Annotated in this window: 8 protein-coding genes; 5 read left to right on the top strand and 3 right to left on the bottom strand. The window is 59.3% G+C overall.

Annotated features, from left to right (window positions below; all coding sequences use genetic code 11):
* Nucleotides 1–46: 46 nt before the first annotated feature.
* Nucleotides 47–445 (bottom strand): RNA-binding S4 domain-containing protein, encoded by a 399-nt coding sequence (locus tag VOI22_RS15115; protein WP_323797290.1) that lies wholly within the window; start codon nucleotides 443–445, stop codon nucleotides 47–49.
* Nucleotides 442–3,168: a helicase-related protein gene (locus VOI22_RS15110; protein WP_323797289.1), complete on the bottom strand. Its 2,727-nt coding sequence runs from the start codon at nucleotides 3,166–3,168 to the stop codon at nucleotides 442–444. Before VOI22_RS15110 ends, VOI22_RS15115 begins: the two co-directional genes overlap by 4 nt.
* Before the next feature lie 126 nt (nucleotides 3,169–3,294).
* On the opposite strand from VOI22_RS15110, the gene htpG reads away from it, so the two are divergent.
* Together htpG and VOI22_RS15100 are read left to right on the top strand one after the other, a co-directional pair.
* Entirely contained in the window at nucleotides 3,295–5,199 is a 1,905-nt protein-coding gene (gene htpG, locus VOI22_RS15105; RefSeq protein WP_323797288.1) for a molecular chaperone HtpG, read from the top strand.
* A gap of 181 nt (nucleotides 5,200–5,380) precedes the next feature.
* Entirely contained in the window at nucleotides 5,381–6,688 is a 1,308-nt protein-coding gene (locus tag VOI22_RS15100) for an HlyD family type I secretion periplasmic adaptor subunit (RefSeq protein WP_323797287.1), read from the top strand.
* A gap of 994 nt (nucleotides 6,689–7,682) precedes the next feature.
* On the opposite strand, the gene VOI22_RS15095 is transcribed toward VOI22_RS15100, so the two are convergent.
* Nucleotides 7,683–8,117 (bottom strand): hypothetical protein, encoded by a 435-nt coding sequence (locus VOI22_RS15095; RefSeq protein ID WP_323797286.1) that lies wholly within the window; start codon nucleotides 8,115–8,117, stop codon nucleotides 7,683–7,685.
* Nucleotides 8,118–8,460: 343 nt separating this feature from the next.
* Between VOI22_RS15095 and VOI22_RS15090 the strand changes: the two genes are divergently transcribed.
* From VOI22_RS15090 to VOI22_RS15080, 3 genes are all read left to right on the top strand, one after another.
* The gene (locus tag VOI22_RS15090) at nucleotides 8,461–9,459 is read left to right on the top strand and encodes a phosphoribosylaminoimidazolesuccinocarboxamide synthase (protein ID WP_323797285.1); all 999 of its coding nucleotides are present in this window, start codon (nucleotides 8,461–8,463) and stop codon (nucleotides 9,457–9,459) included.
* A gap of 70 nt (nucleotides 9,460–9,529) precedes the next feature.
* Nucleotides 9,530–9,763 carry a hypothetical protein gene (locus VOI22_RS15085; RefSeq protein WP_323797284.1) on the top strand — a complete coding sequence of 78 codons (234 nt, stop codon included), beginning with the start codon at nucleotides 9,530–9,532 and terminating at the stop codon, nucleotides 9,761–9,763.
* A 528-nt stretch (nucleotides 9,764–10,291) separates the two neighbouring features.
* On the top strand, nucleotides 10,292–13,222 hold the full coding sequence (locus tag VOI22_RS15080) for a DUF4347 domain-containing protein (RefSeq protein WP_323797283.1): 2,931 nt from the start codon (nucleotides 10,292–10,294) through the stop codon (nucleotides 13,220–13,222).
* The last annotated feature ends 288 nt before the right edge of the window (nucleotides 13,223–13,510 follow it).

Here is a 13,510-nt window from a genome sequence, read left to right as displayed (position 1 = left end):
CGGACTATCCGGGCATTTTCCAGACGGCAATCGATAATCGACCAGATCATTCATCAGGGGATCGCAGATGGTCGATCAGCCGCCGATCCCGCTTGGTTGGCCGCCCGGCACCCGGGTCACGCTGTGCCGGGGTCGATTTCACCTCGGGCCGATCACTTTTGCCAGCGCCCGCTTCGATCGGCGCGAGATCCTCGTACAGCAGCTGGGCTTCCGGAGCCGGCCCACGGCGCTCAGCCAGAAACAGCACCTTCACGACCCGGATATGCGGCCCCTGCGGAAAGGTCAGCACATCACCGGAGCGGACAAGCTGGTGCGCCTTCGACACCACCTTGCCGGAAAGACGCAAACGCCCTGCACCAACCAGTTTGTTGGCGAGCCCGCGGGTCTTGAAGAACCGCGCACACCAGAGCCACTTGTCGAGACGCTGTGTCTCGTCTTCGTTCATTTTGCCAGTTTGAGCTGCTGCAATATGGCGAAGGGAGAATCCTCGGGACGCATGGCCGGCCCGTTCGAGCTGATCACCTTTGGCCCGCTATTCTGGCGTTTCGGCCGGTCATCCTGGCGCTTAGGCTTACGCGGCCCGCCTTTTTGTCCGCCCTTGGCGCCAGCATTGCGATCCCGCTTTTCACCGGAACCATCCTGCACCGGTTTACCCGGCTTCCTGGCGCGATCCGGTTTGTCCCCGCGCGCGGCTTTGCCGTCACCTTCGGACTTGCCGTTCTGTTCCGCCTTACGCTCGCCTTCCGGCCGGCGCTTCTGTTCCTGACGACGCCGGGCGATGAAACGAGGCTGCTCTTCCACATCCTCACCACGGCGGTACCCGAGATCCTTCAGGATTTCCGCCATGGCGTCATGGCCGACACCGGCGAGCGACAGCATGTCCGCGGAGATCGCAAACGCGCCCTCACGGGCCGCCTGCCGGACCATCTGGGCAACGCGTTCAAGCATATCCGCCCGGACGGCATGACCGCCGACGCGCTTGTAGCCAATCGCCAGGTAGAAGGCGTCGGTCGCATCCTCGGCACGCGTGATCATGACCCGGCCTGCCGGCGGCGGGCCTCCCTCGGGGAACTGGCCGGAGAAAACGCTCCACAACATGGCCCGGAATTCCACCGCCTTCGGCTTCAGCAGTACCGGCAGGAAAACGGTCTCGGTGCCGAAGCGAATGCCGAGACGGGCGAGCGACTTGCGCTGCTCGTCATCGAGATCCCGGCGCAACCCGCCGATCTGGTCGGCAGATACGCCGCCGATGCCTTCGAGCACCTGGAACCCGATACCGCGCGCGGCGCCCTCAAGTTCAGCCGTCTTGATTGCCAGCAACGGGCCGAGTCGTTCTTCCATCTCTCCGGTCAGCCAGGTGCGCAAACGGGTCTCGATCCGCTTGCGCATCTCGCCGTCGATCATCTCCTCGTTCACGACGCGGATCTGCGGCGACAGAATATCGGCACCCGCTTCCAGCGATGCGATTTCCGCCCCGAGCCAGATAAGCGTCCCCTTGGGGCCGATCGAGAAGGCTGCGTTGTCGGCAGCTTCGATTTGGCCCGTACGCCGGGCCAGTTCTTCCGGCAGGACCTTACGCGCAGCCGCCAGCACGGGCTTTGCGTTGGTGCTATCCACTACATCAGGCACGAACTTCAATCCTTCCATGTGACCGACGGCATGGCCCTCCACGACCACTGTGCTGTCAGGTTTTACTGCCGCCGCCAAGTTCCCCCCGTCCTTCAACTTGCGCAAGAACAATGCTGCGCGCTTGTCGACAAAACGCTGGGTAAGCTTGTCGTGCAGGGCATCCGAAAGCCGATCTTCAACTGCCCTCGTCTGGGCCTGCCAATGAACAGGGTCGGATACCCAGTCTGCACGGTGCGTAATATACGTCCAAGTGCGAATATGTGCGATACGGTTTACCAATGTATCTATATCACCGTCCGTCCGGTCGAAACGGCTGACCTGATTGGCGACCCAATCCGTCTCCAGACACTGCGCCCCGTCCGTCAAATCGAAATAGATTTTTGCCAGCAGATTGGAGTGGGATTCGCTCATCGTCTTGCGAAAATCCGGGATCTGGCAGATGTCCCACAACAACCGCACCCGGTCCGGCCCCTTTGCCCGCTCGACCACGGCTTCCATCCGCGCCAGCGATTCCAGCGTCCGGTGATCCTCCGCATCCCGTTTTCTGATCATGTGAGGCTGCTCGCTGTACACCCCGAGAGAGCGCTGCAATTCACCAAGGCTGCGGAACGACATGCGGTGATTACGCCAATAGACGTGCCGGAGCGGATCGAACCGGTGGCTTTCCAGCGCCTCGACCATCTCCTCGTCCAGCGGCGGGCAGTCTCCCGTGACGCCAAACGTGCCGTCATTCATGTGCCGCCCGGCCCGGCCGGCGATCTGCGCCATCTCCGGCGGCGTCAGGCGGCGCGGCGCGCGGCCGTCGAACTTCATGTCCTCGGCGAAGGCGACGTGATCAACATCCATGTTGAGGCCCATGCCGATCGCATCCGTCGCAATCAGGTAATCGACCTCGCCTTCCTGATACATCGCCACCTGTGCGTTCCGGGCCCGTGGCGACAATGCCCCCAGCACCACAGCCGCACCGCCGCGCTGACGCCGGATAATTTCGGCCAGCACATAAACGTCCGCCGCCGAAAAGGCGACGATGGCGGTCCGGCGCGGCAGCCGGGTCAACTTGCGCGGACCGGTATAGGTCAGCCGCGAAAGCCGCTGACGGCCGACAATCTCCGCCTTCGGCACCAGCTTCCTGACCAGCGGGCGAATGATGTCGGAGCCGAGAAACATGGTTTCCTGACGGCCGCGCGCATGCAGCAGCCGGTCAGTGAAGACATGGCCGCGCTCCCGGTCGCCGCAAAGCTGGATCTCGTCGATGGCGAGGAAATCCACCACCCGGTCGACCGGCATGGATTCCACCGTGCAGATGAAATAACGGGCGTGCGGCGGAAGTATCTTTTCCTCGCCGGTGATCAGGGCGACAGCGTTCTTGCCCTTCAGGGAAACGACGCGCTCGTAGTTTTCCCGGGCCAGCAGGCGCAACGGAAAACCGATCATACCGGTGGCATGGCCGAGCATCCGCTCGATGGCGAAATAGGTCTTGCCTGTGTTGGTCGGCCCCAGCATTGCGGTGATCCGACCGTCCTCAAAAACGCTGCTCATGGGAAATTCGGATCCGCTCTCGGCTCAAATGGGAAGTGCTGGGGTCTTGCGCTTGCTATCAACTTCCCACATATCAAGCTCCATCAATCATAACGATGTCATTCTAGGCAAGAGGTGATCACAAAGATGACTGCGGAAAAGCGGACGTTCCAGGCCGAGGTCAGCAAGCTCCTGAAGATCGTCGCCAATTCGCTCTATAGTGAGCGTGAGGTGTTCCTGCGCGAATTGATCTCCAACGCATCCGATGCCTGCGACAAGCTGCGCTACCTGGCACTTACACAGCCTGATCTGACCACTGGTGACGGCGAGTACAAGATAAAGATCGCGGCGGACAAGGATGCCAAGACGCTAACCCTGTCGGATAACGGTATTGGTATGAGCGCCGATGAGCTGAACGACAATCTCGGCACCATCGCGCGCTCCGGCACGGAAGCCTTCGTCTCCAACCTGTCCGGTGACGAGAAAAAGGATAGCGGCCTGATCGGCCAGTTCGGCGTCGGTTTTTATTCGGCCTTCATGATCGCGGACAAGGTCGAGGTCCTGACCCGGCGCGCCGGCGAGAGCAAGGCGCATCTCTGGAGCTCGGACGGTCTTGGCGAATACACCGTCGCGGATGCCGAGAAGGCCAATCGCGGCACCATCATCACCATGCACCTGAAGGACGACGCCCTCGAATTCCTCGAGGAGCAGCGCCTGCAGCACATCGTGAAGCGCTATTCAGACCATATCCCGGTGCCGATCCTGTTCGTGGAAACCAAGGACGGCACCACCGAAGAACGCCCGCTGAACGAGGCCTCCGCACTCTGGACCCGGTCCAAGAGCGACATCACGACGGAGCAGTACGGCGAATTCTACAAGCACGTCGCACATGCGTTTGACGAGCCCTGGCTGACCATGCACTGGAAAGCGGAGGGCGTGATCGAATACAGCTCCCTGCTCTACGTGCCGACCCAGCGCCCATTCGACCTGTTCCATCCGGAGCGCAAGAGCCGGGTAAAACTCTACGTGAAGCGGGTCTTCATCACGGATGATTGCGACGGCCTGGTGCCCGACTACCTGCGCTTCCTGCGCGGCGTGATCGATTGCGAGGACCTGCCGCTGAATGTCAGCCGCGAACTTCTGCAACGCAATCCCGTGCTGCAAAAGATCTCCTCCGCCGTCACCAAACGGGTGCTCACCGAACTCAGCAAGAAGGCGGAAAAGGACCCCGAGGCATACGGGGTTTTCTGGGACGCTTACGGCCCGGTGATGAAAGAAGGCATCTATTCCGAAAACGGCGAACACAAGGACACCCTGATCTCTCTCGCCCGCTTCGATACGACGGAAAGCGACACGCTGGTCAGCCTCGCCGACTACAAGAAGCGGATGAAGGAAGGCCAGGAGGCGATCTACTACATCATCGGCGAGAGCAAGGAAGCGCTGCTGAACTCACCCCATATCGAAGGCTTCAAGGCCAAGGGTGTGGAAGTTCTGCTGCTGTCGGATCCGATCGACGATTTCTGGATCCAGGCCATGTTCGAGGGCTTTGAGGGCAGCCCCCTCAAGTCGATCACCCGAGGCTCCGCCGATCTCGACGCGGTCAAAGGCGCCGACGACAAGACAGACGAGGACAAGGCAGCGGACAAGAAGGACGAGGAGAAAGCCTCCGCCGATATCGCGCCGCTGCTCGCCTCCATCAAGCTGGCCCTTGGCGAGGCGGTGAAGGACGTGCGGGAATCCACCCGCCTGACCGACAGCCCCGTCTGCCTGATCGCCGATGACGGCGACATGGACATCAACCTCGAACGGCTGCTGCGCCAACACAAGCAGATCGACAAATCCAATCCGCGCATTCTGGAAGTCAACACCAAGCACGCGGTGATCAAGGCCCTCGCCAAGCGGGTGAAGGACGGCAAAACCGGCCAGGAACTGGATGACGCGGCCCACCTGCTGCTCGACCAGGCCCGGATCATGGAAGGCGAAGCCATCCCGGACCCGAAAGCTTTTGCCCGGCGGCTGGCGATGTCGATGGAGCGGGGGCTGGTGGGGTAACCACACGTCTGCCATTTGGCGGAAAAGAGTGCGCAGCGGCCGGGTTTTCCCGGCCGCTTTTTTTAGGCCGTACAGGCAGTGCCGTTCCCTTGTTTTCCTGACGTGCCGGCAGACTTCCCGTGACGACACTCCCCGCACCGCCTAATATTCGTCACGGGAAAACAGCAACGGAACCGGATCGGTGGGACTGTATCGGAGCGGTGGCACATGGGCCTGGTTTGGCCATCTCGATATCGTGGTGGCGGCACCGGGCAAGATCGTGCCGGGCGGCAAGGTGAAGGTTGTGGAGAGCAGCCTGCCGGGGATCGTCCGCGCCATTCATGTCGAGGATGGCGATCACGTCGCCGAGGGCGCTCCGCTGATCTCCCTCGACCCGACGGAAAGCGACGCGGACCTCGAGAAACTGACCCGGGAATGGCTGGCGGCACTGCTTGAGGTTTCCCGGGAGGAAGCACTGATCGGCGCCGTGGCCCTGGCCTCCGGCGGCGCCCCGATCCCGCCGGAGGAGCTGTTCGAGGTGCCGGAGGGCGCGCCCGCGCATGAGGTGGCGGACAGCATCGCGGTGCTGCGGGCGGAATGGGCGGCGCTGATGGGCGAACGGCAGAGGGCCGGGCGCGAGGCGGCGCGGGCGCGGGCGACGCTGGCCTCGCTCCGGGCGGAGCATGACAAGGTGGCGGCCGTGCTGCCGCTGCTGACGGAGCGGGTCGACGGCCAGCGCATCCTCTATGAAAAACAACTGACGCAGAAATCCGTCTATCTGGAGCATGAACAGGCGCTGCTGGAAACCCGGCACCAGGGCCTGGTGCTGGACAAGCAGATCGAGGAAGCGCAAGCGACGCTCGCCAGTGCGGAGGCGACGGCGGAGAACCTGTTGCTCGCCTTCGAGGCGCAGCGCCAGCGCGCCCTGGCGGAAGCCCGTCAGAAGGCGAGTGCGGCGGCCCAGGAACGGATCAAGGCAACCGACCGGGTCGGCCGCCTGACCCTCGCGGCCCCGGTGGCGGGAGAGGTCACCGGCCTCTCGGTGCATACGCTCGGCGGCTATGTCCAGCCCGGCGCGCCGCTGATGCGGATCGTGCCGGACGGTGACCGTCTGACGGTCGAGGCGACGGTGACGAACCGGGATATCGGCTTTATCGAGATCGGCCAGCGGGCGGCGGTGAAGGTCGATGCCTTCAATTACATGCGCTACGGCAGCATCGAGGGCAGGATCGTCAGCCTCAGCGCCGACGCGGTTGTGCCCCAGGACGCGAACAACGCCGCCGGCGCGGCGGGGGCGGCCACAACCGGCCCGCAGGCGGCCCCGCAGATGCTGTCCTACACGGCGCGGATCGAGATTGAGCGTGAACATCTGACTGTCGACGGCAGGGACGTGCGTCTGGTGCCGGGCATGTCCGTGACGGCGGACCTGCTGACGGGAGAGAGACGGGTGCTGGAATACGTGCTGCAGCCGGTGCTGCGCTATGCAAGTGAAGGGATGCGGGAGCGATGATCAATAGAAAATCGGAAAGTTAGTAAATTGAACGTGAATTACTCCCCGAATCTTTATTCAAGTACAGGACCAGAATTTAAGATCTGGTTTTCGATTGTAGGATCTATTTTTATTCAATTTGTGTCTATTGTGTTATTTGTTGGGAAAATATCGGCTCCGTGGGTTTATTTAAATGTGTTGGCGATTGCGAATATTTTAATATTGTACAGATATGCGTTGCAAAACAGAAAATACAACATAGTAAATAGTTATTTTTATATAATTGGTGTTGTAATTGTGTTTTTGATTTTCTATTTTCAAATATTTATTATCTCAATATTGAGAAGTAATATTTACTTATTCATAATAAATGTTTCTGGGTTAATGCTTTTTGTTTTTTATAGTTTTTTTCGAATTAAGAAAGTGAGGCGAGAAAGGTTGCGGATGAGGAAAATACGTGGTGCTGGAAAACTTGGGGGAGATGACTGATGCCAATTACTCCATCGACTGGTGTGGTTCCATCGCAACCTATACCGGGTTTAACTAATAACCCGCAGAATTCTGAGAATAGCGATCGCGCCAATGGTGAATTAAGGGGACACACGACTTAATTAGGCGCGCCGCCAGCCCCCGTCTGTCTCCTCAGGAAATTAAGTTATGTCCCCTTATTTCCATCCCGGCCCCGAAAGCGTTTGCGCGGCGGCTGGCGATGTCTATGGAGCGGGGGCTGGCGCTCTAACGACGCGCCTACCGCGCCAGAAAGAAACGTAAGAGAGCGGATAGTCATGACTATCCGCTCTCTTTTTGATGCCTGCTTTACTGCAATCGTATCACAAGAAATCAAATAGATATGAGAACGATATTCATCGCCTCACCCTATTGATTCACTGGTTAAATCGCGTCGATAAGCAGCGAAAACTAGTCTGGTTCGTGTCCCCACAAGTATTCTTCAATTGGGGTGGTGCAGCGCCGTGTTGCCTTTTCAGCATCGGGGCGCCTTCTTCTGAACCTTGATTCAATTACAAGTAGTAATCCAGTAATTTTTCTCGGTGTTATAAAATGCAAGAACGTGACAGGTCGTTTTGTGCTCATCATTTTTGTATAGATAGCCGGTCACATGGGTGTTGCAGGAAGGTACGCCAGCACCGCCGTTGTGCCAGAGAGACGATTTCAAGTAAATGTTCCAATCGGCGGTCCCTGCGATGGCGTTAGCGATACGGTTGTCGTTTGCGCCAGCCAGAGCTTTTTGAACGGTCACATCCTTCTTGCAGGTCGATCCCGCGCTTCGCCCCGGCGTCTCGTTCTTTTGGTTTGTGGTAATAGCGGCCCACGTGTTGCAGTCACCGTCCGTGCAAACGTAGATGCCCGCATTTGCCGGCTGCGTGCCGACCATGAATGTGCCGATGAGCAGACCACCAATAAGCATGGCCGCATAGCGTATATTGAACATAGATAAATCTCCTCTTGCTCCTTGAACCTGGAAGGCTGGTGCGTGAACGGCGGGCCGGCATAGCGGGCATATCGCTCACATTAATGAATATATATTTACTCCAAATAAGGTCGTATTGATATATTATTTTTCGCCTTATACGAGAAACTCGACTTACAAGCACTTTGCCCGGGCAGCAATTGCAGGGACACGAGACCTAATTTGGGAATTAAGCGGACACGCTAAATTAATTTTACGCGCGACCAGCCCCACCCGCCTCCCCACCCAAAGCCACCATTGCGCCCACGCGCGAAGGCGCTATCGTGTCGCCGAATTCAAATTCTCGTTCACAGGATATCGCTCCATGGCGCCGCAGACGGCCACTTCACAGCTTCTCGACAATTGTCTTACCGACGCGGAATTCCCCGAGCTGCCGGATTTCACCCGTGGCAAGGTGCGGGATGCCTACAAACTGCCGGACCGGCGGCGGCTGCTGATCGCGACGGACCGGCAGTCCGCGTTCGATCAGGTCCTGGCGGCCGTGCCCTACAAGGGCCAGGTGCTGACCCAGACGGCGCGCTACTGGTTCGATCACACGAGCGATATCTGCCCGAACCATGTGATCTCCTATCCGGATCCGAATGTCGTCCTGTGCAAGGATCTCGACATGGTGCCGATCGAGATCGTGGTGCGGGCCTATCTCACCGGCTCCACCAACACCAGTGCCTGGACCATGTATGAGCGGGGCGAGCGGGTCATCTATGGCCACCCCTTCCCCGACGGCATGAAGAAGAACCAGAAGCTCGCCGAAACCATCATCACGCCGACGACGAAACCCACCGGCGGCGGGCATGACGCACCGATCACGGAAGCGGAAATCCTCGAAACCCAACTTGTGACGCATGAGCAATGGCGCGAGCTGGCGGAGAAAAGCCTAGCCCTGTTCGCGCGTGGGCAGGAACTCGCCGCCAAACAGGGGCTTATCCTGGTCGATACAAAATACGAATTCGGCATCGACGAGAACGGCACGATCACCATCGCCGATGAGATCCACACCCCGGATTCAAGCCGCTACTGGCGCGCCGACAGCTACGAGCAGAAGTTCGCGGCCGGTGAAGAGCCGGACAGCCTGGACAAGGAATTCCTGCGGTTGTGGATTGCCGGTCAGTGCGACCCCTACAATGACCCCATCCCGGAAATCCCCGCCGACACCCTGATCGCCTTCAGCAACAAGTATGTCGCCCTGTTCGAACAGCTGACCGGTCTGGATTTCGAGCGGCCCGACCCGGCAGTTCCCGTGCGCGACCGTATTCGCGCGGCGCTGGTCTCGGAACTGCCTGAATATTTCCAGGCAGGAAATTAGGGGCACCGAACTTAATTCCTGCCGGAACAACCCGCCTCCTTGCGCGTTTTGCTTTCAAAGGCGGTCCTCAATGTCAGAGAAAAACCAGTACATCGAAAAAGCCAGGGCGCGCATCGCGCAATCGGATGCAGAGATCGACAGGATAAAGGCCAGGGCGGACGAAGCCGGGGCCGACGCGAAGATCGAGTATCAGTCCAGCAGAATGCCATGCTACCGCTGGCTGACGATGCAGGCCGGCAGATGCCAACTCTTCACCGATCCAACATCCTGCAATCCGGCATCGCTCAGTAATTTCTTGGATTAACTGTCGGTATAATTTCGAACTCATATATTTTTAAGCTTAAAGAATCCAACTTCGATTGAAATCATCAATACTCACAACATAAGATATCAAAATCAATCTATTGAATATTATTTGAAACAATAAAAAATAATCCCATACTTCAATTCACTCAATTTTTTCCCATTTTATATTTATTTGGATAAATTAATATTTTGACATACTAAATTTTATCTAATTTTCCTCACATATAGCACTTCCAATTTCCAACTTTTCCAAAATATTTTCCAAAAATTCCCAAAAAGACACCATATTTTTCTTTATTTTTATTGTACCGCTTGGAGGCAGGCGCAGAACTCGAATTGCGCAAGCGATACAGAGAAAATTCGAGTTTGAGGGCTTGCCATGCGTTCCGGTTCATCTGTCGATTTCATCGATCCGTCTGTTTCCCAGCCGGAACTGCGTCATTCAGAGCTGATGCCAGATGCCGCATTAAAGGGAACGCACCCGAATTCCAGTCGCCCAGACTGTAATAGCGAAAGAGCATTGTGGATGAGCCATTCCAGATACCCATCCATTCTGTTCGTCGATAGCGCCGTTCCAGATCGCGAGATCCTTCTGGCGGGCGTCGACCCGCGCACCACAATCGTCCCGCTATCGCCAGCAGGCGATCCGGTTGGACAGATTTCGGATGTGCTAGCCGGTCTGAACGGCGTCCAGAACCTCTCGATCCTGAGTCACGGCGCTCCCGGCCAATTGCACCTTGCCGGGCGCATTGTGGATCTGAAAGCGCTGAGCGAAGCGGCGCCGCATCTGCTCCGGATCAAAGCCGCGCTCGCACCCGATGCGGAAGTCACACTGGTGGCTTGCGCAGCGGGGGCAGGCACTGCAGGCGCGCAGTTTGCCGACAGTTTGGAAGACGCACTCGGCGTTCCCGTGCACGCCGCATCCGCACCACTCGGCGGGGATGCCGGCTGGCGCGCCCTTCCGGCCGCAGCGGCTCTCTTTTCGGCCGAGGCCCTCGCCACCTACGCCCATCGTCTGGCCACCCTTAACGGGACCGCAGATGCCGACACGATACTTGGCACCGGAACTGCCGATGAACTCAACGGCCTCGCCGGAAACGACGTGATCAGTGGTTTCGGAGGCAATGACACCATAGACGGCGGCGCTGACAACGACCAGATCTCCGGCGGCACCGGGGTCGACAGCCTGGTCGGCGGCACAGGTGACGACACCTTCTTTATCACTTCCGGCGATGTCGCGGGCGGCGCCGAGACGATCGATGGCGGCGGCGACTCGGATATCATTTCGCTGGTCGGCGGCGGGAGTTTCGACTTCTCCGGTGCAACCGTCTCCGTGGAGACCATTTCCGGCGGCACCGGGGCGGACACGATCACCGGCACCACGGCCGCGGACCAGATCGACGGCGGCGGCGGCGCCGACATTATCTCGGGCAATAATGGCAACGACACGCTCAGCGGTGGCGCCGGTGCCGACACGATCGACGCTGGTGTTGGCAACGACCAGATCTCAGGTGGCACCGGGGTCGACAGCCTGCTCGGCGGCGACGGTTTCGACACCTTCTTCATCGCCTCCGGCGATGTCGCGGGCGGCGCCGAAACGATCAACGGCGGCAACAACTCGGATATCATTTCACTGACCGGCGGCGGCAGTTTCGACTTCTCCGGCGCGACCATATCCGTTGAAACCATTAACGGCGGTGGCGGGGCGGACACGGTCACCGGCACCACGGCCAGAGACGTGATCTACGGCTACAACGGCGATGACGTTCTGTCCGGTCACGGCGGCAACGACGATGTCTTCGGCCAGGGCGGAAACGACACACTCTACGGCGGCGACGGGAACGACCTGGTTCGGGACAACTTGGGCAACAACGTGCTTTACGGCGACGCCGGCAACGACACGCTCTCCGGCACAGTCGGTAACGACACACTCCAGGGCGGCACCGGCAACGATTCCCTGCTCGCGGGCAGCGGAACCAACCTGCTGGATGGCGGCGCGGGCAATGACACGATCCAGGGATCGCAGGCAAACCTGAATGGCGACACCCTGACCGGGGTCGATGCAGGTGACTCACTGGTCGTCTACTCGAAGGACCTGTCGAGCCTGAACGGCAGCACCGTTACCAGCTCCATCGATCTTGGCGACGGCAACACGCTCAATCTTTCCCTCGGCAACTTCACCGCCACGCTCAGCGCGAACGTGAGTGGCGGCAACACGACCATCGGCTTCGCTCTGAGCGAGATCCAGTCCTCCTCCGGTGACGGGTCAATTTCGAAGTCGAACCAGTCGAACGGTGACGTTGCCGGGACGGAAACCTCCTTCACCCTCGCCAATACCGGTAGCGCGGCGCAAACCGGAACCCTGCTCGAAGACTCTGGAAGCGGGAATATCGTTACCGTCCAGTTGCCAGGCTTCGTCTCTGCCACGGTCAGCGGCCCCGCTTCCTCCGAAGTGCCCGGGTCTGCCAGCGGCACCCTCAACGGCCAGGTCGTGGGCACCGGCTCCACCGATGCAAGCTTCCTGAACCTGCAGGGCTCCCGCTTCCTCGACAGCCTCGGTGCCGGGGCCAGCGTCGATGTCCGTACCATCACCTTCTCCGGCGCCAGCGTCACCACGCCGCAGACCATCGAGATCAGCGACCAGTCAACCGGCTCCGGTGTCGAGGCCTTCATCTTCGACATGTCCGGCCTGCCTGCGGGCTCCACGCTGGTACTGAACGATATTGACTTCGCCATCGTGATTGGCAACGTGACGGTGAACAGCAGCGGCAACGGCCCGATTTATCTCGCGGGCGACAGTTCGGCGCAGACCGTCTCCCTCGGCAATTTCGGCGATACAGTCGCCGGCGGCGGCGGCACCGATACGGTCAATGGCGGCTATGGCGAGGACATCGTCTATGGCAACCAGGGCAACGACTCCCTCTTCGGCGGCGGCGGCAGGGATACGCTCTTCGGCGGCCAGGATCAGGACAGCCTCAATGGCGGCAACGACAACGATATCCTCTATGGCAACATGGGCGAGGATACGCTGGTCGGCGGCGGAAATTCCGATCTGCTTTATGGCGGCCAGGGCAACGACATTGTCTATGGCAATCTGGGCGACGACAGCCTCAACGGTAATCTCGGCAACGACATCCTGTTCGGCGGTCAGGGCAACGATGTGGTCAATGGCGGGGACGGCGCAGACCAGATCGACGGCAACCAGGGCGACGACACGCTGGTCGGTGGAGGCGGGGCCGATACCTTCATCTTCGGCTTCGATACCGGCAACGATCAGGTGAGCGACTTCACGGCCGGCACCGACAGCTTGCAGGTCGCAGACGGGCTGACCTACACAGCGGCGGACAGCGGCGGAAATACTCAGCTCACCCTCTCCGACGGCGGCACCGTCACGCTGATCGGCGTCTCCAAGTCGGAACTCGGCATCACCGCGACTGCTGGATGGGACCTCGCGTAGAAGACGGAGGCTCCGTAAACAGACGGCCCTCCCGTTAGAAAGCGGAAAGCTATCACCGACCGCCCCGCCAAGGCGGTAAAGCGGGATCGTGCGCTCAGGGCTCTACTGAAAACGCTCACCTTTTAGGTCGGGCGCTGCCTGAAATATGGCGTTTGGCCCCATAATTTCACCTTTTTTTAATGTTGAATTGAAATAACTGGTTGTCTATCAGCTAGTCAGCACTCGCGGATTGGCCGCTTAGGTGCGCATGACGGCAATGGTTGATTGAGAGACCGATTTATTGACAAG

Origin of the sequence: Nisaea sp. (genome assembly GCF_034670185.1) — a bacterium.
GTDB lineage: Bacteria > Pseudomonadota > Alphaproteobacteria > Thalassobaculales > Thalassobaculaceae > Nisaea.
Note: the sequence above shows the minus strand (reverse complement) of the source record. Positions and strands in the feature narration are given on the sequence as shown.